General features: G+C 66.7%; 19 protein-coding genes. 6 read left to right on the forward strand and 13 right to left on the reverse strand.

Annotation, left to right across the window (positions count from 1 at the left end; all coding sequences use genetic code 11):
- Position 1: 1 nt before the first annotated feature.
- The 9 genes from folK to GUV69_RS13315 form a co-directional block, all read right to left on the reverse strand.
- Positions 2-538: a 2-amino-4-hydroxy-6-hydroxymethyldihydropteridine diphosphokinase gene (gene folK / locus GUV69_RS13275; protein ID WP_164203076.1), complete on the reverse strand. Its 537-nt coding sequence runs from the start codon at positions 536-538 to the stop codon at positions 2-4.
- Positions 535-939 (reverse strand): dihydroneopterin aldolase, encoded by a 405-nt coding sequence (gene folB / locus GUV69_RS13280; RefSeq protein WP_164203078.1) that lies wholly within the window; start codon positions 937-939, stop codon positions 535-537. Before folB ends, folK begins: the two co-directional genes overlap by 4 nt.
- A 13-nt stretch (positions 940-952) precedes the next feature.
- Complete coding sequence (gene folP / locus GUV69_RS13285) at positions 953-1,873, reverse strand: dihydropteroate synthase (protein WP_164203080.1); 921 nt, start codon at positions 1,871-1,873, stop codon at positions 953-955.
- An 11-nt stretch (positions 1,874-1,884) separates the two neighbouring features.
- Entirely contained in the window at positions 1,885-2,529 is a 645-nt protein-coding gene (gene folE / locus GUV69_RS13290; RefSeq protein ID WP_164203082.1) for a GTP cyclohydrolase I FolE, read from the reverse strand.
- A 10-nt stretch (positions 2,530-2,539) separates the two neighbouring features.
- Entirely contained in the window at positions 2,540-4,606 is a 2,067-nt protein-coding gene (ftsH, locus tag GUV69_RS13295; RefSeq protein ID WP_164203084.1) for an ATP-dependent zinc metalloprotease FtsH, read from the reverse strand.
- Positions 4,607-4,727: 121 nt separating this feature from the next.
- Positions 4,728-5,699 carry a LacI family DNA-binding transcriptional regulator gene (locus GUV69_RS13300; RefSeq protein WP_164203085.1) on the reverse strand — a complete coding sequence of 324 codons (972 nt, stop codon included), beginning with the start codon at positions 5,697-5,699 and terminating at the stop codon, positions 4,728-4,730.
- 93 nt (positions 5,700-5,792) lie between these two features.
- Entirely contained in the window at positions 5,793-6,344 is a 552-nt protein-coding gene (gene hpt, locus GUV69_RS13305) for a hypoxanthine phosphoribosyltransferase (RefSeq protein ID WP_164203087.1), read from the reverse strand.
- A 30-nt stretch (positions 6,345-6,374) separates the two neighbouring features.
- Positions 6,375-7,445: a tRNA lysidine(34) synthetase TilS gene (gene tilS, locus GUV69_RS13310; RefSeq protein ID WP_164203089.1), complete on the reverse strand. Its 1,071-nt coding sequence runs from the start codon at positions 7,443-7,445 to the stop codon at positions 6,375-6,377.
- A 102-nt stretch (positions 7,446-7,547) separates the two neighbouring features.
- The gene (locus GUV69_RS13315) at positions 7,548-8,681 is read right to left on the reverse strand and encodes a zinc-dependent metalloprotease (protein WP_164203091.1); all 1,134 of its coding nucleotides are present in this window, start codon (positions 8,679-8,681) and stop codon (positions 7,548-7,550) included.
- Between the two features lie 190 nt (positions 8,682-8,871).
- Here GUV69_RS13315 and GUV69_RS13320 point away from each other — a divergent pair, with 190 nt between their 5' ends.
- On the forward strand, positions 8,872-9,072 hold the full coding sequence (locus tag GUV69_RS13320) for a hypothetical protein (RefSeq protein WP_164203093.1): 201 nt from the start codon (positions 8,872-8,874) through the stop codon (positions 9,070-9,072).
- 59 nt (positions 9,073-9,131) lie between these two features.
- Here the strand turns inward: GUV69_RS13320 and dacB are convergent, their stop codons facing one another.
- Complete coding sequence (gene dacB / locus GUV69_RS13325; RefSeq protein WP_244292873.1) at positions 9,132-10,553, reverse strand: D-alanyl-D-alanine carboxypeptidase/D-alanyl-D-alanine endopeptidase; 1,422 nt, start codon at positions 10,551-10,553, stop codon at positions 9,132-9,134.
- A 294-nt stretch (positions 10,554-10,847) separates the two neighbouring features.
- Between dacB and GUV69_RS13330 the strand changes: the two genes are divergently transcribed.
- The 3 genes from GUV69_RS13330 to GUV69_RS13340 all read left to right on the forward strand — a co-directional run bounded on the left by GUV69_RS13330 (position 10,848) and on the right by GUV69_RS13340 (position 13,631).
- Positions 10,848-11,336, forward strand: a complete 489-nt coding sequence (locus GUV69_RS13330; RefSeq protein WP_024818962.1) for an inorganic diphosphatase — start codon at positions 10,848-10,850, stop codon at positions 11,334-11,336.
- Between the two features lie 214 nt (positions 11,337-11,550).
- On the forward strand, positions 11,551-12,879 hold the full coding sequence (locus GUV69_RS13335; protein WP_164203097.1) for a carboxylesterase family protein: 1,329 nt from the start codon (positions 11,551-11,553) through the stop codon (positions 12,877-12,879).
- On the forward strand, positions 12,876-13,631 hold the full coding sequence (locus GUV69_RS13340) for a DUF429 domain-containing protein (protein WP_164203099.1): 756 nt from the start codon (positions 12,876-12,878) through the stop codon (positions 13,629-13,631). Before GUV69_RS13335 ends, GUV69_RS13340 begins: the two co-directional genes overlap by 4 nt.
- Positions 13,632-13,646: 15 nt before the next feature.
- On the opposite strand, the gene GUV69_RS13345 is transcribed toward GUV69_RS13340, so the two are convergent.
- On the reverse strand, positions 13,647-16,076 hold the full coding sequence (locus GUV69_RS13345) for a phosphoketolase family protein (RefSeq protein ID WP_244292717.1): 2,430 nt from the start codon (positions 16,074-16,076) through the stop codon (positions 13,647-13,649).
- Between the two features lie 184 nt (positions 16,077-16,260).
- Here GUV69_RS13345 and GUV69_RS13350 point away from each other — a divergent pair, with 184 nt between their 5' ends.
- Positions 16,261-16,860, forward strand: a complete 600-nt coding sequence (locus GUV69_RS13350; RefSeq protein WP_164203103.1) for a hypothetical protein — start codon at positions 16,261-16,263, stop codon at positions 16,858-16,860.
- Positions 16,861-16,915: 55 nt separating this feature from the next.
- On the opposite strand, the gene GUV69_RS13355 is transcribed toward GUV69_RS13350, so the two are convergent.
- On the reverse strand, positions 16,916-17,773 hold the full coding sequence (locus GUV69_RS13355; protein ID WP_164203105.1) for an HAD family hydrolase: 858 nt from the start codon (positions 17,771-17,773) through the stop codon (positions 16,916-16,918).
- Positions 17,774-17,943: 170 nt separating this feature from the next.
- Positions 17,944-19,224 carry a serine--tRNA ligase gene (gene serS / locus GUV69_RS13360; RefSeq protein ID WP_164203107.1) on the reverse strand — a complete coding sequence of 427 codons (1,281 nt, stop codon included), beginning with the start codon at positions 19,222-19,224 and terminating at the stop codon, positions 17,944-17,946.
- Between the two features lie 89 nt (positions 19,225-19,313).
- Between serS and GUV69_RS13365 the strand changes: the two genes are divergently transcribed.
- Positions 19,314-20,372 (forward strand): diacylglycerol/lipid kinase family protein, encoded by a 1,059-nt coding sequence (locus GUV69_RS13365; RefSeq protein WP_164203109.1) that lies wholly within the window; start codon positions 19,314-19,316, stop codon positions 20,370-20,372.
- The last annotated feature ends 24 nt before the right edge of the window (positions 20,373-20,396 follow it).

The raw sequence follows: 20,396 nt of genomic DNA on the forward strand, positions 1-20,396 counted from the left end.
GCTACTCAACCGCCCCTGCGGTAGGGGCGCCGTCGTAGTCGCCGAAGCCGTCAAACGGGACCAGATCCGGGAAGTCGGCGGCGCGGGCGGCCAGCTCACTGATCCGTTCGCCGCCCAGTGTGGCTCCCGGTTCAATGAGGGACCAGGGGTACAGGACGAAGGCCCGCCCGGCAGCCTGCGGATGCGGCAAAGTCAGTATTGGATCGTCACTGGTGACATCGCCGTACGTGATGATGTCAACGTCGAGTGTCCGCGGCCCCCAATGCACTTCCCGGACGCGGTGGTGTTTGTTCTCCACAGCCTGGCAGTGCTCCAGGAGGGCCTCCGGGGACAGGGTGGTTTCCACCGTCATGACCATGTTCAGGAAGTCCGGCTGGCCGGCCGGCCCGCCAACAGCTTTGGTTTGCACCACCGGGGAAACAGCCAGCAGGCGTACCTCCGGCGGGTCCACGAGGTCCGCGACCGCCCCGGACAGGGTGTCGTTCCGTTCGCCCAGGTTACTGCCGAGGGCCAGGACCGCTTTGGTGTAGCCGGTCATGGCCGGGTTCCGTAATGCGGAGCGTGGTCTGGAGGGACATTGTGCTGCCGGGCACGGTGCACGCTGACCGCAACATCGCCAAAGGGCACCTCGATGGGCGCCTGGGGCTTGTGGACCGTGACGTCCACGGCCCCGATGTTGAACCTGGCCAGCAGGTCGTCTGCGATCCGGACAGCAAGGGCTTCGATCAGGTTCAGGGGCTCGCCCGTGATCCAGTCCTTGATCCGTTCGGCCACTTCACCGTAGTGCGCGGTGTCCCGGACGTCGTCGGATTCGGCAGCCTTGGTGAAGTCCAGGTGCAGGACGGCATCCACCACGAAGGGCTGGCCCTCACGGCGCTCAAAGTCGAACACGCCGTGATGGCCGACGGCGGTGACGCCGCTCAGCGTAATCCTGTCCATGGGTCCCCCGGCCCTAGTGTGTGGTGCGGGCAGCCGCCACGCGTGAAGCTACCTTAACAGCGTCAAGGCTTGGTCCGACGTCGTGCACGCGGACAGCCCAGGCACCGCGGAAGGCGCTGATGGCGGTAATGGCCGCGGTGGCGGCGTCACGTTCCTCCGGGGCGGCGGACTTGCCGGCCACGGTCAGCAGCGTACCCAGGAAGCGTTTGCGGGATGCAGCCACCAGAACCTTGTGCCCCAGGCTGTCCAGCTGGTCCAGGTGCTGCAGGAGCTCCCAGTTCTGGGCGTCGTTCTTGGCGAAGCCCAGCCCCGGGTCAACGATGATCTGCTCGGGGCTCACACCCGCGGCGTACAGCTTGTCCCGCACGCCGGCCAGTTCCGCCACCACTTCGCCTGCCACATCCTGGTACTCGGCCAGGGAATTCATGGTGCGGGCATCGCCACGGCGGTGCGTCAGAACATAGGGCACCTTGGACGAGGCCACCAGTTCCGCCATTTCGGGTTCCATGGTCAGCCCCGAAACGTCGTTGATGATGGCGGCGCCGGCCTTCAGTGCGGCCGCCGCTGTGGAGGTGTGCGTGGTGTCGATGGAAACCAGGGCGCCGGCCTTGACCAGGGCCTCGATAACGGGCACCACCCGGCGCTGTTCTTCCTCCGGGCTGACATCCTCGGCGCCGGGGCGGGTGGATTCGCCGCCGACGTCAATGATGTCCGCCCCCGCGTAGAACATCCGCAGGCCGGCCGCGATGGCAGTGTCCGCCGTCGCGTGCTTGCCGCCGTCACTGAACGAGTCCGGGGTGACGTTCAGGATGCCCATGACCAGGGTGCGGTCAGTGGGTAGTCCTGCGAACGTCGCGGCCCGGCGCGGTTTGCGCAGGATGGGCAGCGGAGAGGTTGCGGGCCCGGTTCCCGGGGCTGCAGCTAGTGAATCCATGGTCTGAGTAGTTACCTTCCGAGGATGAGGCTCATGGCTTCGGCGCGGGTGGCCGGGTCATGGAGCTGCCCGCGTACCGCGCTGGTGACGGTCTTCGCTCCGGGCTTGCGGACACCGCGCATGGACATGCACATGTGTTCGCATTCGATCACAACAATCGCGCCACGCGGCTTGAGGTGGCTGACCATTGCTTCAACAATTTGGGTGGTGAGGCGCTCCTGGACCTGCGGGCGCCGGGCGTAGATGTCCACGAGCCGTGCCAGCTTGCTGAGGCCGGTCACTTTGCCGTCGTGCGAGGGGATGTAGCCCACGTGGGCCACCCCGTGGAACGGCACCAGGTGGTGCTCGCACGTGGAGTAGAACGGGATGTCCTTGACCAGGACCAGTTCTTCATGGTCAAGGTCAAAGGTGGTGGACAGGACGTCGGCGGGGTCGTGGTGCAGCCCGGCGAAGACCTCGGCATAGGCCTTGGCCACGCGCTTGGGGGTGTCCTGGAGCCCGCCGCGGTCCGGGTCCTCACCAATCGCCAGCAGGATTTCACGGACGGCGGCTTCGATCCGAGGCCGGTCCACTTTCTCGTGCTTTTTGTGGTGGGATCCGTCCTCCGCCGGATGTCCGGCGGAGGCATGAGTGTCGTCGTCGTCGAAGTGGTTCACAGAAGAAAGCTTAGCCGCGCAGGGCGTCTGGCCCCGAGCCGGGGATGCCGCCCTGGAACGGAGCATCCTCCGGCACACCCTGCGGGTGCGGGGGCTGGGCGTCGAGCGGCTCGTCCAGGCGGGCCTGCTTGGCTTCCTCCTGGGCTTCGCGCTCTGCCTTTTCCTGGCGGGATTCCACGGGGCCTGCCTGCTGCACCGGGCGGGTCTCCTTGGACAGCCACACTTCGCGGAAATCGCGCTTGCGGATGTCGCGGAAGATATCGGCGATCTCGGCCTGGTTGAGGGTTTCCCGTTCCAGGAGTTCCAGTGCCAGGAAGTCCAGGACATCGCGGTTGTCAGTCAGGATGGCGTAGGCCTCGTCATGTGCCTGATCGATCAGGCGGCGGACTTCCTCATCGACGACGTACGCGATCTGGTCCGAGTAGTTGCGCTCGTGCCCTGCGTCGCGTCCCAGGAAGGGCTCGCCGCCGCCCTGGCCGAGGCGCACAGCGCCCACGCGCTCACTCATGCCGTACTCGGTGACCATCTTGCGGGCCGTGGCCGTGGCTTTCTCGATGTCGTTGGAAGCGCCGGTGGAGGGATCGTGGAAGACGATTTCCTCCGCCACGCGGCCGCCCATGGCGTAGGCCATCTGGTCCAGCAGTTCGTTGCGGGTGACGGAGTACTTGTCGTTGTCCGGCACCACCATGGTGTAACCCAGTGCACGGCCGCGGGGAAGGATGGTGATCTTGGTGACCGGGGCCGAGTTCCGCAGGGCCGCCGCCACCAGGGCGTGGCCGCCTTCGTGGTACGCGGTGATCTTGCGCTCGTGTTCCTTCATAACGCGGCTGCGCTTCTGCGGGCCGGCCATCACGCGGTCAATCGCCTCGTCGAGGGCACGGTCGTCAATAAGGTTGGCGTTGGAGCGGGCCGTCAGCAGTGCCGCTTCGTTGAGGACGTTGGCGAGGTCGGCGCCCGTGTAGCCGGGGGTCTTCTTGGCCACGCTCTTGAGGTCGACGCCGGGAGCCATCGGCTTGCCCTTGGCGTGGACCTGCAGGATCTGGTCTCGGCCGATCAGGTCCGGCGCCTCGACTGTGATCTGGCGGTCAAAGCGGCCCGGGCGGAGCAGCGCCGGATCCAGGACGTCGGGGCGGTTGGTTGCAGCGATCAGGATGACGTTGGTCTTGACGTCGAAGCCGTCCATTTCAACCAGCAACTGGTTGAGGGTCTGTTCACGTTCGTCGTTGCCGCCACCGATGCCGGCGCCGCGGTGGCGGCCTACGGCGTCAATTTCATCAACAAAGATGATGGCGGGCGAGTTGGCTTTGGCCTGCTCGAAGAGGTCGCGGACACGGGACGCGCCAACACCGACGAACATTTCGACGAAGTCGGAGCCGGAGATGGAGAAGAACGGCACGCCGGCCTCGCCGGCAACGGCGCGGGCGAGGAGGGTTTTACCGGTTCCGGGAGGGCCGTACAGCAGCACACCCTTGGGGATCTTGGCACCCACGGCCTGGAATTTCGCCGGCTCCTGCAGGAACTCCTTGATTTCCTGGAGTTCCTCAACGGCTTCGTCGGCACCCGCAACGTCAACGAAAGTGACCTGGGGCATGTCCTTGTTGACCATCTTGGCCTTGGACTTGCCGAACTGCATGATCTTGGAGCCGCCGCCCTGCATCCGGGTCATCAGGAACCAGAACAGCGCACCGAGCAGGATCACGGGAATCAGCAGCGAGAGCAGGCCGGAGAACCAGTTGCTTTCGATCGGCTGATCCGTATAGCCGTTGGCCGGCCTGGAGTCCGTGACTGCCTTGACGACATCTGCGGCGCGGGCATCAACGAAGAAGAACTGGACGCTCTTGCCCTTGTCCTGCCCGTCGAGATTCAGGCTGTCCTTCAGGACCAGGTCAACCCGGTTCTCGCCGTCGAAGATCTTTGCCTGCTCAACCTGGCCGTTCTCGGCGAGGAGCTCAAGGCCCTTGTCGGTGTCGATCCGTGCCGCACCGCCGGGAGCCAGTGTTGCAAAGGCCACAAGCAGCATGGCGATCACAACAACGATCCAGATGCCCGGGCCCTTGAAGAAACTCTTAGCTTTCATCTGATCGGGGGCTGGCCCCGTCCCTCCTGGTAGTGCTGCACGGCGAGTGGTCTTCGCACGTGTGGGTGCTGCATCAGCTACTAGCTATACACCGTTCCGAGTAAATCACGCACGGTGCCGCTCAAAAGTTCCCTCTGGGCGTAGCGGACAGGCCCGGCGGGGCCACCGATCCGCGGGCCGTCAGCGTCCAGGCGAAGACAGCGGAATGCTGCTTAAATACGGCGGGGCCGGTCTTTTCCTCGATGGCGTCAATCAGGATATCCGTGGCCCGGACAGCCATCTCATAACGGGACACTGTCACCGTGGTGAGCGCCGGGGCCAGGTTTTCGGCAAGGACGTCGTGGTCGGAGAGGGCAATGACGGACAGGTCTGCCGGGATGACGAGCCCCAGTTCGTCGGCGGCACGGTAGACCCCCATGACCATCGCCGCGTCCGTGCAGACAAGTCCGGTTGGCCGGTCCACACCGGCCAGGATCCGGGCGGCTGCAGCATGGGCGCCCGGATCCGGATCGCTGGTGTTGCCGATGAACCCTATCCGCGTGTGACCGGCTGCGGCGAGACAGTCGGCGGCGGCCCGGACGCCGTCGTCGTCATTCGCGATTACCGCAGCGATGCTGCCGGCGCTGCGGGCGGAGCCCAGCAGCACCGCGGGAACGCTGGCGAGGTTGGCGGGCGGCTGGAGCTGCCGGTGGCGCCCGGGGGCGTAAAGGATGCCGTCCACGCGGCGCGCCAGGAGGGACCCGACGTCGGACTCCCGGGATTCGGGGCCCGCCGCTCCGGAGGTGTTGAGGATCAGGAGGTTGTAGCCGCGGGCCCGTGCGGCGTCGTCGGCACCCAGGATGATTTGCCCGGCGTGGGGACTGGTCCCGACGTCCTCGACCACCAGCCCAAGCAATGTTGTCCGGTTGGTACGCAGGGCCCGGGCCACGCTGTCGGGCCCATAGCCGAGCTGCCCGGCCGCCGACCTGACCCGCTCCCGGGTTTCGGGGCTGATCCGGGCGGAGGCTACATCATTCAGGACATGCGAAACGGTGGTCGCCGAGACGCCGGCAGCGGCCGCTACATCCCTGATGCCGATGTTTTTGCCGCTCATCCGTCCCCGGTCCGCTTAAATGCCGCAGGATGGCACTTCACGGGATGCCCGGTACCGGGACTGCCGTGAGATGCCATCCCGGCGGGAGGAAGGTTACTCGTAGACGTGCGGGGCGAGGGTGCCCACGAAGTCCAGGTTGCGGTACTTCTCGGCATAGTCCAGGCCGTAGCCCACCACAAACTCGTTGGGGATGTCGTAGCCGACGTACTTGACGTCGATCTCCACCTTCGCGGCCGTGGGCTTGCGGAACGCAGTGCAGATCTCCACGGACGCGGTGCCGCGGGATTCCAGGTTGGTCTTGAGCCAGGACAGGGTCAGGCCGGAGTCAATGATGTCCTCGACAATCAGGACGTCCTTGCCCATCAGGTCCGTGTCGAGGTCCTTGAGGATGCGGACCACACCGGAAGACTGCGTGCCGGAGCCGTAGGAGGACACTGCCATCCAGTCCATCGAGACGTGGCTGTGGAGCGCACGGGCGAGGTCGGCCATGACCATCACGGCACCCTTGAGGACGCCGACGAGCAGGATTTCACGGCCTTCGTAGTCCTTGTCGATCTGGGCAGCGAGCTCGGTGATCCGCTGCTCGATCTGTTCCTTGGTGTAGAGAACGTGCTTGAGGTCTGCCTGGACGTCGTTTGAATCCACCAATGGCTCCTGTGTAGATGCGGGGTGCGACTATTCTTGGGGCGGCTTTTGAGGCCGGAATACTAGCTTCCCACAGCGGGCCGCTTCGCGGGGAACGGGAATGCCTTGCTCCTGCGCCCCTGCAGCCTTGCGCCCGGCCTTGCGTCCCTGTCCGGCGCCCAGCTGTGCCAGCGACAGCCGGTACACGCTCACTCCGCCCGGGAGCTCCACGGGACCGGCGGAACCCTGCCGCCGCAGCAGCGCTTCCGCCGCCAAAAGGCGCTGGTAGCTGGGTTGTTGACCCCCGACGTCGGCCGCTGCCTTGGCGATGACACGGAACCTGATGGCCGGGGAGAGTTCGCCGAGGGCATCCTCGGGAAGGCTGATTTCCGGGCCGGACCGCTGCGCCAAACCGGCGTATGTGCGTTCTGCCACGTCCTCCAGGTAGTCGGCATCCAGCTGCAGGATCGACGCCGTCCGGGCGAGGGATTCAGCCACGCCCGGTCCAAGTTTTTCCTCCAGGAGCGGGAGCACTTCCACCCGGGTCCGCGACCGGGCAAAAGCCGGATCTGCATTGCTGGGATCGTGCCAGGGCTCCAGCTCCTCGACGTGGCAGATCTCCAGGGTGTCCTCGCGGCGCAGCCCCAGGAAAGGCCGCATAAGCAGGCCGCGGGAGGGCCGCATGCCGGCCAGCGAGCGTGTCCCGGAGCCGCGGGCCAGGCCGAGGAGGACCTGTTCTGCCTGGTCGTCCAGCGTGTGGCCCAGCAGGATGGCGGCGGCGCCCTGTTCGCGTGCGGCTGTTTCCAGTGCTGCGTGGCGGGCATCCCGGGCGGCGGCTTCAGGACCCATGCCCGTGCTGGCGACGTCCACGGTCCTGACCTCCACCGGGGTGAGCCCCAGCTCCTTCAAGGCCTGGGCGGCGGCGGCGGCTACCTGGGCGGACCCCTCCTGCAGCTGGTGGTCCACTACCACGGCGCCTACCGTCAGCGGGTGTCCGTCAACGTGGCCGCGGCGGGCGAAATAGGCTGCCACGGACGCAAGTGCCAGTGAATCCGGCCCGCCGCTGCAGGCCACCAGGACGTGGGCCGGATAGCCGGCCTCCGCCAGGGCGTTCTGGAGCATTTTTCGCGCTTTGCCAACGACCGGCGCCAGCCTGCCGGGCCGCCGTCGGCCGCTCGCCTGCGGCGCCTGCGGCACTTCCTTCAGGCGGGGGGAATCCGGCACCTACAAACCCATCCGGTCAACCCAGAGTTTGGGCTCGTGGATCTCGGGCTCGGTGGGGAGGTTGTCAGCGGATTCCCAGACCCTGTTGAACCCGTCCATCCCGGCGACGTCAACCACTGCGCGGACAAACTTGGCGCCGTCGGAGTACTGGCGCATCTTCGCATCGAGGCCGAGCAGGCTGCGGATGAATTTCTCGATGACGCCGCGGTCCTTGCCGCGGTCGGTGAAGCGCTGCCGGATGGTTTTGACCGAGGGGACAATGCTGGCGTCGACGGCGTCCATCACCACGTTTGCGTGGCCTTCCAGCAGGCTCATCACGGCCGTCAGGTGCGAGAGGGACTCCTTCTCCTCGGGATTCTGCAGAAGGTCGAGGATGGCGCCGCGGCCGGGGGTATTGCCCGTGGCCGAGCGGTCCTTGAGGGAGCGGGCGGCTGCGGAGGCGCGCTCCATCAGGGAGTCGACGTTTCCGAGCAGGTGAACGCTGAGGTTGTCGATTTCGGAAAGCATGTGGTGGCGGAGCCAGGGTGCGGCGGCAAACTGGACGCGGTGTGTCTGCTCATGCAGGCAGACCCAGAGCCGGAAATCCTCGGGCGTGACATTCAGTTCCCGCTCCACCGACACAATGTTGGGGGCCACCAGAAGCAGCCTGCCACCGGCCGGGGCCGTGGAGCCTTCGGCCAAGGCGGCGAAGGGATCGTACTGGCCAAGGACCTTGCTGGAGAGGAAGGCCAGGACTGCGCCCAGCTGGCTGCCGGTGATGGCGCCGCTGACGCTGGCCGCTGCCGGGCTGACCGTGCCGCGGCGGCTTTCCAGCATTTTCTCCATGGCGGGCCTGAGCATTACCGCAAAGCTCTGCGTGTTGGCCTTGGCCCAGTTTGCCCGGTCCACCACCAGGACGGACGAGTCCCGGAGATCCCTGGCGGCTTCCAGGCCGGTGATCTCGTGGACATGCGGGACAGAGGCGTCAGCCAGGCGGCGAAGGCTGTCCACTGCCTCGCCGATTTCAGCCGAACCAAGCGTTGGCCCCGCGGAGGCCAGCCGGGCCGCGGTGGATGCGGCCAGGTCCCAGTTGATCAGGGCCTGGGCCGGGCTGGATGACGCCGGTGCGGACGAATCACGTGCAGTGGACTCCATAGCCCCATCACATCACAGCCCGCGGCGGATGGTCCTTAAGTTCGCTGACCGGCGAACGCCGGCAAGCCCGCTGCAGTTCCGCCGGCGGGTCCACAGGGTGCGCACAGGATGCCGAAAGCGGAGTGCTAAGGGGCGCTTGCACACTCGATGGAACAGGAAGCGTGACCACCGCCCTACCGAAGAGAACACCATGATTCCATACCGTCCCATCGCTCCGCTGGCCCTCGGACCCGGCAGGGGCTGGAAGTCGGTGGTGGCCGCCGTCGTGGTGGCCGCATTGCTGGGAACCAGCGGCACACCTGCCGTGGCCGCCGGGCGTGCCGAAACATCAGCGTCGGCCCCTGCGCCCGATTCCGGCGAGCGGTCCGACGTGCGGCAGCAGATGTCCTGACGCAGTTATCGCGCGTCGGCCCCTGCGGCCGGGTAACTGCGGCCGCCACTGCCGCCGCCTTACCGGCAGCCGCAGGCAGCGAGCGCCGCAGCGGCACGGTCCACGGCCTCGCGGTTCCCGGCGGCACCTGGCTTCAGGCCGTTCCCAATGAACGAGAACACCAGAAGGCGGCCGTCGGCGTCCACCACGTAGCCGCTCAATGCGGTCACCGTGTTCAGGGTGCCGGTCTTGGCCCGGACCAGACCGGCGCCGCGTGCCGTGGCGGCATCTTCGTAACGGGAGTCCAGGGTCCCGGTCAGCCCTGCCACCGGGAAGCCGTCCAGAGCTGTTCGCAGTCGCGGATCGGTCCCTGTAGTGATGGCCCGGACCACCTCGGCGAGCTGGCCGGCGGTGACCTGGTTCCCGATTGCCAGCCCGGACACGTCCGCGAACCGCATGGATCCGGTGGGAATGCCGAGCTCCCCGACCTGTGCGCGAACGGCGGCGGTGGCACCGTCGTTGCTGGCCGGCTCCCCCGATGCCGCAGCGGCCATCCGTCCCAGGACCTCGGCCAGGTAGTTGTCAGAGGACTCCAGCATCAGGCCCACCTGGTCCCCAACCGTGGCGGACTTCACCTCGGCAAGCACTGCGCCCGGGCCGGGGGACGCGGTTTCGGGTGCACTGGCGACAGCGCCGGGGGGTTGGGAACCAGGAGAACGCCCGACGCCGGCCGCTACCGTGAGTCCCACTGCGGCACCCGCCGCCTTGAGCTGCGCGGCGAACGCGTCCGCGGCGGTCACGGCCGGGTCCTGCGGGCGCGGACCCGTGGTGACGGCCGGGTTGTAGCGCGCCGAGTTCAGGGCGAGCGGAGACAACGGAGCAACTTCGCCGGCCGCAACATCACCGTCGGCCCAGGCCGGGTTGAGGGCCGGCCCGCTGAACAGGGAATCGTCCACCAGGACTGTGAGCTCGCCCGTGGTTCCGCGGGCTTGGAGTGCCGCCACGGTGGCGGCGGCCAGGGTGGCGAGTCCGGCGTGGCCCATAACCTGGCCAGGGGCGGATTCGCCGGCACCGAGAAGGACATCGCCGCCGCCTGTAAGCACTACCTGGTTGGCCGTGGCCCCGGCCACGGCCTTGGTGCTGAAGCGATGGTCGGGCCCGAGCAACCGCAGGGCGGCCGCTGCAGTGAAAAGTTTCATGTTGGAAGCAGGAACGCGGTTCTCCGACCCGCCCCGGTCAAACAGGACATCGCCGGTGAGCGCATCCTGGACCAGCCCTGTGAAGCTGCCCTCGCCGTCGGGCGTTAACACTGAGTCCAGCTGCGCCGTGACCGCGGACGGCAGCGGCACCGGAGCGTTAACCGGGACCGGAGCCAGTCCCTGCCGCGCGGACAGTGTGGCCGGCAGCAGCTGCCAGGCCGGAGTTGCGGGCGCGGCGGGCGGCTCAGGATTGATGAATCCCGGGGCAACCACCAACGCTGCAGGGAAGGCGAGCGCAAGCATCAGGGCAACAAGGAAGGCCTGAGGCAGCAACTTCCGCGCCCTGCCGTCGGCGCGCGTTACCACCGGGGCGCGTCTTATGACAGAGAGAAAAGCGTCCTTGAACCCCGCTTTGGAACCGCCGGGGCGCGATGTTTCCTTCATGCTGCTGCTGGTCCTCAAGTCCTGAAATTTCCCCGCAAGTTCCTGAAACCTGGGCCTCTCGCTATATCCTCAATAGTAGTCGGCGGCACCGACACTCCTTTTGTGGTTCGTCTCCTGTGCCGCGAACCCCCTGCAATTGCCGAGGAGCATTCCATGAAGCATGACGTGACCATCGAGATCCCCAAGGGATCACGCGTCAAGTACGAAGTTGACCACGAGACCGGCCGCGTCCGCCTGGACCGCGTCCTCTTCACCTCCATGCAGTACCCCACGCACTACGGATTCTTCGAGAACACGCTGGGCGAAGACGGCGACCCGCTGGACGCACTGGTGCTCCTGCAGGACTTCGATCTGCACCCGGGCGTCATCGTTGAGTCCCGCCCCATCGGCGTTTTCAACATGACCGACGACGGCGGCGGCGACGCCAAGGTCCTGTGCGTCCCCGTTGACGCCCGCTTTGACCACATCCAGGAAGTCAGCGACGTCAGCGAATTCCTGATCAAGGAAATCGAGCACTTCTTCACCCGTTACAAGGACCTGGAGCCGGGCAAGTGGGTCAAGGCCGAGGGCTGGGGCGACCGCGCCGCGGCCGAGGCCGAGCTGGAAGCCTCCATCAAGCGCTACGTGCCGGCAGCGCACTAGTCCCCACCGCGCTTCGCCCGGTCAGGGAATCCTGGCCGTGTTAGCGCACATTAACTACGACGGCGGGTGCCGGCTTGCGAGAGCCGGCACCCGCCGTCGTTGGTTCCCGGGTTTTTGTCCGGATCGCGTTTTTGTCCGGATAACGTCGCTTAGGCGGCCGCAAAGCCGCAGTAAGTGGACAAAAACTCTCAGCAAACTGTGGAATCGTTGGGCTGTGAGTTCTGAGCCTTCGTTTAATCCTCCGTGCGGGCCTGTCACCGGTTGGCGGGATGGTGGGGTGCTGCGCGCCACCGGCATTCCCTACGCCACCGCGGGCCGTTTCCAACCTCCTGTAGCTGCGCCTGGCTGGACCGCCCCCTTCGCTGCGACAAGCCTCGCGCCCGCCTGCCCCCAGGGACCCGTCCCCTTCCTCGACGACGTCCTGGGCACCCGCTACGGCGAACTTCCCGGCAGTGAAGACTGCCAGCGCCTGTCCATCACCATCCCGTCCGGGCTTGCCGACGACGAGCGGGTCCCTGTCATGGTGTGGCTGCACGGCGGTTCCTACACCTCCGGTTCCGGGGACCTGGCGATCTTCGATGCCTCCGCGTTGGTTCGCGAAAACCGGGTCATCGTGGTCTCCGTGACCTACCGCCTCGGCCTGTTCGGCTACCTGGCCACCGGAACCGGCCGGCCGGCGAACCTCGGCCTCCTGGACCAGCTGGAGGCCTTCCGCTGGGTGCAGCGCAACATAGCAGCCTTCGGCGGCGACCCGGGACGTGTCACCGCGTTCGGCCAATCGGCAGGCGGCGATTCCGTGGCCCACCTTATGGCGACGCCCGAAGCGCCGTCCCTGTTCCAGCGGGCCATCATCCAGAGCGCTCCCCTTGGCATTACGCGCGGCCGGCACAAGATGAGCCGCGCCATGGGCATTGCCGCGGAAGCGGTCACCGAGGACACCCCTGCCATGGACGTTGTGGCTGTTGAAAACCACGTCTCGCAGGTAGCCCGGAAGTACGGGCTGATTGCGGCCATGCCATTCGGCACCCAATACGGACATGCCCCGCTGCCCCCGGAAGCCGCAATCGAGGACGCCTGGAACGCGACGGCACCGGACATCGAGGTCCTGATCGGGCACACGTCCGACGAAGCCCGGCTGTTTATGCCTCGAAATGGCGTCCTCAGCCGGCTGGGCAGGGTTCCGTTGGCAGGCACCGCCGCGGTCAGGGCCATCAACTGGGCCGTGACGAACGCGGTGTATGGGAGGGCTGCGCGGAAGTTTGCCCGCCGCCACGCCCGGGCCGGAGGCAGAGCCCACAGCTATGTGCTGTCCTGGGGTGCGCCCGGGAACTTCTACCGTGCCGCCCATACGGTCGACCTCCCGCTGCTGTTCGGCAACCGGCAAACCTGGGCTGCTGCAGGGCTCCTGGCAGGCGCATCCTGGGAAGAGATCGACGCCGTTGGCCGGGAAGTGCGCAGGCTGTGGGCTTCCTTCGCCCGTGGCGAGAGCCTCGGCGGGACGGGCGGCATCCCGGGGGCACTCCAGTACCGCGCGGCTGCATGAGGACCCTGGGCGTCGATCTTGCGGCGGCGACCAAAAAGACGGCCGCCGCTGTCCTGGCCTGGGACGTCGGCACCGCACGCCTCGAGCACCTCGCCCTGGACGTGCATGACCGGGAAATCGTAGAGCTCTTCGGCAGCAGTTCGATGACGGGAATCGATTGCCCGGTCGGCTGGCCGGACGCGTTCCTGCCGTTCCTCGCCGGGCATCTGAACCTTGATGCTGGTCCGGTCCTGGACCACGACGGCATCGAAGGACGCCGCCTGCTGGCTTACCGGGACACGGACCGCTTCGTCACGGGGCACACCGGGCTGATCCCCCTCAGCGTCTCCGCCGACAGGCTCGCCCACCCGGCCATGCGGTGCGCCGTGATCCAGGCCAGGATCGCCGCGGAGCACGGGCCGCAGGCCAGGGACGGGTCCGGCCGTCTGGCGGAGGTCTATCCTGCCGCCTCCCTGAAAATCTGGGGCCTCCTGGCCCGTGGCTACAAGGGCCGGGGCGCCCCCGAGGCGGAGCGGCTTGGCGTGATCCTGGAACACCTGAAAGCTGCGGCACCCTGGCTGGACCTTGCCGGCCAGGAGGACCGGCTGGCCGCATCCGACGACCTCTTTGACGCGGTGATTGCGTCGTTGACCGCCCGGGCTGTCGCGATCGGCCAGACCCTGCGCGCCCCGGACACTCATGCCGCCGCAGCTCTGACCGAAGGGTGGATTCACGTGCCATCCGGCGGGCTCGCCAGCCTTGGCGGTTCCTAAGGACTCACCTCCGGCTCAGGCTTTTAGCGTCCAGTTGCGGATGTCCTCAGGGTCCTCGCCTTCGCTGCGTGTGTGTTCGCGGGCCTGCATCCGCCGGTCCTGGAGGTTCTGGCGCAGCAGCGAGTGCTTCTCTGCGAGTCCGGGCACGCGGTCGATCGCGTCGATGGCCAGCTGGAACCGGTCGATGCCGTTGAGCATGGCCATGTCGAACGGCGTGGTGGTGGTCCCCTCCTCCTTGTAGCCGCGGACGTGCAGGCCTTCCTGGTTGGTGCGCCGGTACGCCAGGCGGTGGATCAGCGCCGGATAGCCGTGATAGGCGAAAATGACGGGTTTGTCCGGAGTGAAGATGCCGTCAAAGTCCCGCGATGTCAGGCCGTGCGGGTGTTCACTCGCGTCCTGGAGCCTCATCAGGTCCACCACGTTGACAACCCGGACCTTCAGGCCGGGCGCCCCGTCCTTGAGGAGCCCGGCGGCGGCGACGGTCTCCACCGTGGGCACATCCCCTGCACATGCGAGCACCACGTCAGGCTCCTCGCCCGGCACTTCTGAACCCGCAAACTCCCAGATGCCCAGCCCCCGCCGGCAGTGGTTCGCGGCGTCGGCCGGCCCCAGCCATGTGGGTGACGGCTGCTTGCCGCTGACCACGATGTTGACGTAGTCCGTTGATGCCAGGCAGTGCTCCATGACCGAGAGCAGTGTGTTCACGTCCGGCGGCAGGTACACCCGGATGACCTCGGCCTTTTTGTTCACCGCATGGTCGATAAAACCCGGATCCTGGTGCGAGAACCCGTTGTGGTCCTGCTGCCAGACGTGCGAGGACAGCAGGTAGTTCAGCGATGCCACCGGCTGCCGCCACGGCAGTTTCCGGTGGACCTTGAGCCATTTGGCGTGCTGGTTGAACATCGAATCCACAATGTGGATAAAGGCCTCGTAGCAGCTGAACACCCCGTGCCGGCCGGTCAGCAGGTACCCTTCCAGCCAGCCCTGGCAGAGGTGCTCGCTCAGCACCTCCAGCACCCGGCCGGACCGCGCGAGGTGCTCGTCGACGTCGTCAATCCGGTACTGCCACACCTTGTCCGTGACCTCGTAGACATCCTGCAGCCGGTTGGACGCGGTTTCGTCCGGCCCGAAGAGGCGGAAGGTCTCCATGTTCAGCGAGATGACATCGCGCATCCACGAACCGAGCGTGATCATGGGGCTGATGCGCTCGGTTCCCGGCTGATGAACCTCGACGGCGTGGGCTGAGTAAGCGGGCAGCTTCAGCGGTGTGCGCAGCAGTCCGCCGTTGGCGTGCGGGGTGGCGCTCATCCGGAGGTTCCCGGCAGGCGCGTTGAGGGCGACCTCGGCCCTGAGCCGGCCGTCGGCGCCGAACAGTTCGTCCGGGCGGTACGAGGCCAGCCACTCCGCCAGCTGCCTCAGGTGCGTCTCGTTGGTGCGGACCTCTGAGAGCGGGACCTGGTGGCTGCGCCAGGTGCCCTCCACCTGCTTCCCGTCCACCGTCCGCGGCCCGGTCCAGCCCTTCGGCGAGCGCAACACGATCATGGGCCAGCGCGGCGCGGTGGCGCTGTCCGGTGTACCCGCGCCAGCACCGCCGTCGTCCGTCCCATCCGGCCGGGAGCCGGCGCGGCGGGACTCCTGGATGGTGCGGATCCCGGCCACACACTCGTCGAGTGCTGCGGCGAAATCTCGGTGCGCCTGCGCTGTGTCGTCGGGATCTTTGACCGTGACGAAGTAAGGCTCATGGCCGTAGCCGCGCAGCAGCTGCTCCAGCTGTTCCTCCGGCATTCGCGCCAAAACGGTGGGGTTGGCGATCTTGTAGCCGTTCAGGTGCAGGATGGGGAGCACGGCACCGTCGTGTACGGGGTCCAGGAAGTTGTGCGAGTGCCAACTTGCCGCCAGCGGCCCGGTTTCCGCTTCGCCGTCGCCAATTACGACGGCGGTGATCAGCCGGGGATTGTCGAACACCGACCCGTAGGCGTGGGCGAGCGCGTACCCCAGTTCGCCGCCTTCGCTGATGGACCCGGGCGTCTCCGGCGCGGCGTGGCTGGGAATGCCGCCGGGGTAGGAGAACTGGCGGAACAGCTCTGCTATTCCTTCTTCAGCGGGCCCCACCTGGCCATAAATCTCCGAGTAAGTCCCCTCAAGCCAGGCGTTGGCCACCACAGCGGGCCCGCCATGCCCGGGACCGGCCACGAAGAGCATGTCCTGGGAGTCGCGACGGATTACCCGGTTCAGGTGGGCGTACACAAAGTTCAAACCCGGGGTGGTCCCCCAATGCCCCAGGAGCCGGGACTTGGTGTGGTCTGCGGCGAGGGGGTCGCGCAGCAGCGGGTTGGCCCGCAGATAGATCTGCCCCACGGAGAGATAGTTCGCTGCCCGCCACCAGCGGTCCACCAGCTCCAGGTCTTCCTGCGTCATTCTGGCCTGGAACAATTTGTCCTGCATCAATTCGTCCTCCGGGTTCGCCACCATAACCGTCCTCACGTTGCTGCGCGCCGCCCGCGGGAAGCCGTTCCCCCATCGCAACACCTTCGGCGCAGCGGCACAACCCGGACGCGCCGTTGAACTGCTGCAGGACCCCTTATTGGCTTGCCCGGAGCGTGCTACTAGCGGGTAGTCTGTTTTTCACATGTTCACGTTGACCATCAACCAGACCGATAGCCGGCGCGACGGCGACCGCGTCCCTCAGCTGCTGAAGGACCTGCGGCACATTCCTGCGCGCCTGGATTTTGACCGCTCGGTGGAGGACGAAGTCCAGGGAATTGTGGACTTCCCGCACCAGGCCGTGGAGGCGGCGCTCATCGCCCTCCGCTGCGGCTCCTGGTACGTGGGCGTAGGGGTGGGACCGGTCAACGAGCCGCTGCCCAACCAGATCAAGGACGCCTCCGGACACGGCCTGGTCTACGCCCGGCGCGCCGTTGACCGGCTGCGGAACGGCAAGGAACGCATCCCGGTTGCGGTGGAAGGGCCCCTCACGGACCTCGCCCAGGAGGCCGAAGCTGTCCTCCGGCTCCTGGGCCACCTTGTCCGGGGCCGGTCCGGCGCAGAGTGGCGGGTTTTGGATCTTATGACGCCTGGGGTCCGCGGACAGCAGAAGGCTGTGGCGCAGGAACTGGGAATCACCACGCAGGCGGTCAGCAAGGCCGTGGCCCGGGCCCAGTGGACCGAGGAGCATGCGGCCCGTCCGGCAGCCGCCCGGCTGCTCGCGCTCATCCTCGAGGTTCGCTGAGCAGTTTTGCTGTTACTGGCGTGCGCTGCGTGGGCCGCCGCAGCCGGAAGCAGTCCTACGAAAGGAGGCTGCGCAGCACGTGCGCCGCGCCGTCCTCGAACACTGACGCGGTGACCTCGTTCGCGGCGGCGATGACTTCCTCCGGGGCCTGCCCCATGGCGACGCCCCTTCCGGCCCAGCCCAGCATTTCGATGTCGTTCCGGCCGTCCCCGATGGCAACGGTCTGGTGGGATTCGATCCCCAGCGTGCCGCGAAGCCGCTCCAGCGCACTGGCTTTGGTGACGCCGGCAGCGGCGATATCCAGCCACGCGGTCCAGCCGACGGAGTAGGTCACGCCGGCCAGGCCGATCTGCTGGATGGTTTCGGAGAACTCCTCTGGCGTGTTCTCGGTACTGAACACCACCAGGCGGACGGCAGTGGCTTCCAGCAGCGTGTGGAAGTCCACAGGGATGGACTCGACGCCGAAGCTGGCGTCCTGGAACCGCTCGGTGGCAAGGAAGTTTCCATCCTCGTCCTCCAGCGCGTACTTGGCGGTGGGAAGGCGTTCGCTGAGGGCACGGAGGGCCGGGGCGGGATCAAACGTGGACTTGTGGATGATCTCGTAGCCGTCGGCCAGCTCCGGATCCAGCCGGAGGGTGACGCCGCCGTTGCAACAGACGGCGTAGCCTGCGTCCATGCCGATCTGCTCGATGATGGGCAGCGTGGCGTTCAGGGAACGGCCGGTGGCGATCAGGACGTCGTGTCCTGCGGCCACCACGGCCCGCGCGGCGTCACGGACCGGCGCAGACATGTGGCCGTCATGGTCCACCAAAGTGCCATCCACGTCCAGGGCCACCATGAATTTAGTGACATTTTCGGTTGCGATCCGCTGGTCATCGGTGCCAGCAACTGTGGTTTCAGTCAATGTAGTCATACACCAAGTAGACCAGAGCCCCCTGATACCGGCTAGGACGCACGCCACAGCACTCCGTGAACAGGTGGTTAATACCCACAGGTTATCCCCGCTGTGAGTGTTAACGTTCGGCGCCGGGGCCCGCCACTCCAACTACGACGGAGTGGCGGACGCCCGTGTGTCAATGGGACCTAGAGGACCGGGAGGACTTCCAGTCCGCCGAGGTACGGCTGCAGTGCGGCCGGGACGTTGACCGAGCCGTCAGGGTTCTGGTGGTGCTCCAGGATGGCCACGATCCAGCGGGTTGTGGCCAGCGTACCGTTCAGGGTGGCCACGGCGCGGGTTCCCTTGGCTACGCCTTCGTCGTTGATGACGCGCTCACGGATGTTTAGGCGGCGGGCCTGGAACGTGGTGCAGTTCGAGGTGGACGTGAGTTCGCGGTAGGCGCCCTGGGTGGGGACCCACGCTTCGCAGTCGAACTTGCGGGCGGCGGACATGCCGAGGTCACCGGCAGCGGTATCGATGACCCGGTAGGGCAGCTCGCACTTGGCCAGCATTTCCTCTTCCCAGGCCAGGAGCCGTTCGTGTTCGGCGGCGGCCTCTTCAACGGTGGTGTAGATGAACATCTCCACCTTGTTGAACTGGTGGACGCGGATGATGCCGCGGGTGTCCTTGCCGTGGGAGCCGGCTTCACGGCGGTAGCACGAGCTCTGGCCGGCGAACCGGATGGGGCCGGCGGTCAGGTCGAGGATCTCGTCCGCGTGGTACCCGGCCAGGGGCACCTCGGAGGTTCCCACGAGGTAAAGGTCGTCTTCGGCGAGACGGTAGATCTCGGCGTCGTGCTTGACATCAAAACCGGTGCCCTGCATGGTCTCCGGGCGCACCAGGGTGGGCGTGATCATGGGCACGAAGCCGGCCTCGATGGCCTGGTCCATGGCCATCCGCAGCAGCGCCATCTCGAGGCGCGCACCCACACCGCGCAGGAAGTAGAAGCGGGCGCCGGATACCTTGGCGCCACGCTCCATGTCGATCGCGCCGATCAGTTCGCCAATTTCCAGGTGGTCCTTGGGCTTGAAATCGGGGAACTCGCGGGGCGTGCCGACGGTCTTGACCACAACGTAGTCGTCCTCACCGCCTGCCGGGACGCCGTCCTCAATGAGGTTGGGGATGCTGCGCAGCAGTTCGTCCTGCTTTGCCTGCACAGCGTCGGCCTCAGCGGAGGCGGCCTTGACCGTGTTGGCCAGTTCCTTCACTTCGGCCAGGAGCGCCTTCTTCTCGTCACCCTTGGCCTGCGCCACCTTCTTGCCGAAAACGTTCTGCTCGGCGCGGAGGTTTTCAAAGCGGATCAGGGCGGCCCTCCGGGCGGAGTCTGCGGCGATGATCGCGTCCACCACGGATTCATCGGCGCCGCGGGCGCGCTGGCTGGCACGGAACTTGTCCGGGTTTTCGCTGAGGTCTTTAACGTCGATCACCAGACAAGAGTATCGAATCCCGGGCGGGCAGGACCGCCGCGCGGACGCGGCAAGGGGCGGCGGCGCGGCCGGGATACTGTTGAGGCACCATGAACGACTGGCTCCTTTACCTCCTGAGTGCGGCAGCGCTGGCTTTCGCCGTCTCCAGCTGGTGGGGGGTGCGGAAGCTCAAAGCACTGCACATTCGCAGCGCCGTGCATGAAGACGCGCACGAAGCCGACCTCAGCAACCAGCGCGTGGCCGTCATCCTCAACCCCGTCAAGGCGCGTGCCGCCGAAGCGAAGGCAGCCATCCAGCGCGCGTGCCTAGCAGCAGGCTGGGACGATCCCCTCATTTTGGAAACCACGGCGGAGGACCCGGGGTACTCGCAGGCCAAAGCGGCGCTGGACTACAACGCCGACGTCGTCCTCGTGGGCGGCGGAGACGGCACCGTGCGCGTCGTGGCGGAGTCCCTCGCGCATACGGATGTGGCCATGGGGCTTATCCCGCTGGGAACCGGGAACCTGCTGGCGCGCAACGTTGACATTGACGTCTACGATCTCCACGCCAGTATCCACACTGCGTTGTTCGGTCAGCAGCGCTACATAGACACCGCACGGATGGGCATCGAGAATTCCCGCACCGGCCACTCCGCCGAACACTTGTTCCTGGTAATCGCCGGGATCGGCATGGACGCTGAGATCCTGGCGGACACCAACGATGGCCTCAAAAAAGCGGTGGGATGGCTGGCCTACACCGAGGCCGGCATGCGGCACCTGCCCGGGCGGCGGAGGAAAGTGTCCGTGGCCCTGGATGACAGCCCCGAGCAGGTCCGGAACATCCGCAGCGTGCTTTTCGCCAACTGCGGGCTGGTGCCCGGCGGCATCGACTTCATACCGGAAGCCATGATCGACGACGGCATGCTCGACGTGGTGGTCATGAGCCCGCGGAGCGCCATCGGCTGGCTGGCCATGTACGCCAAAATCCTCTTCAAGCACAAAGGCAACCTGCCCATCATGACGATGTACCGGGCAGGGACGATAGTCATCAAATGCCCGGAGCCAATGCCGACACAGATCGACGGCGATACGGCCGGCCTGGCCACGAAGCTCACCGTCCGGGTGGCGCCGCGGTCCCTCCTGATCAGGGTCAAGGGGCAGGCAGCCTGAGCAGGGCCTGCCCCCGCGTTCACC

Origin of the sequence: [Micrococcus luteus] ATCC 49442, assembly GCF_010367585.1 — a bacterium.
Lineage (GTDB): Bacteria > Actinomycetota > Actinomycetes > Actinomycetales > Micrococcaceae > Arthrobacter > Arthrobacter luteus_A.

Bases quoted from the DNA above. Each gene is read 5' to 3' on its own strand.
- folK (WP_164203076.1), bottom strand. From the start codon at position 538: ATGACCGGCTACACCAAAGCGGTCCTGGCCCTCGGCAGTAACCTGGGC.
- folB (WP_164203078.1), bottom strand. From the start codon at position 939: ATGGACAGGATTACGCTGAGCGGCGTCACCGCCGTCGGCCATCACGGC.
- folP (WP_164203080.1), bottom strand. From the start codon at position 1,873: ATGGATTCACTAGCTGCAGCCCCGGGAACCGGGCCCGCAACCTCTCCG.
- ftsH (WP_164203084.1), bottom strand. From the start codon at position 4,606: ATGAAAGCTAAGAGTTTCTTCAAGGGCCCGGGCATCTGGATCGTTGTT.
- GUV69_RS13300 (WP_164203085.1), bottom strand. From the start codon at position 5,699: ATGAGCGGCAAAAACATCGGCATCAGGGATGTAGCGGCCGCTGCCGGC.
- tilS (WP_164203089.1), bottom strand. From the start codon at position 7,445: ATGCTCCAGAACGCCCTGGCGGAGGCCGGCTATCCGGCCCACGTCCTG.
- GUV69_RS13315 (WP_164203091.1), bottom strand. From the start codon at position 8,681: ATGGAGTCCACTGCACGTGATTCGTCCGCACCGGCGTCATCCAGCCCG.
- GUV69_RS13320 (WP_164203093.1), top strand. From the start codon at position 8,872: ATGATTCCATACCGTCCCATCGCTCCGCTGGCCCTCGGACCCGGCAGG.
- dacB (WP_244292873.1), bottom strand. From the start codon at position 10,553: ATGCTTGCGCTCGCCTTCCCTGCAGCGTTGGTGGTTGCCCCGGGATTC.
- GUV69_RS13330 (WP_024818962.1), top strand. From the start codon at position 10,848: ATGAAGCATGACGTGACCATCGAGATCCCCAAGGGATCACGCGTCAAG.
- GUV69_RS13340 (WP_164203099.1), top strand. From the start codon at position 12,876: ATGAGGACCCTGGGCGTCGATCTTGCGGCGGCGACCAAAAAGACGGCC.
- GUV69_RS13345 (WP_244292717.1), bottom strand. From the start codon at position 16,076: ATGCAGGACAAATTGTTCCAGGCCAGAATGACGCAGGAAGACCTGGAG.
- GUV69_RS13350 (WP_164203103.1), top strand. From the start codon at position 16,261: ATGTTCACGTTGACCATCAACCAGACCGATAGCCGGCGCGACGGCGAC.
- GUV69_RS13355 (WP_164203105.1), bottom strand. From the start codon at position 17,773: ATGACTACATTGACTGAAACCACAGTTGCTGGCACCGATGACCAGCGG.
- GUV69_RS13365 (WP_164203109.1), top strand. From the start codon at position 19,314: ATGAACGACTGGCTCCTTTACCTCCTGAGTGCGGCAGCGCTGGCTTTC.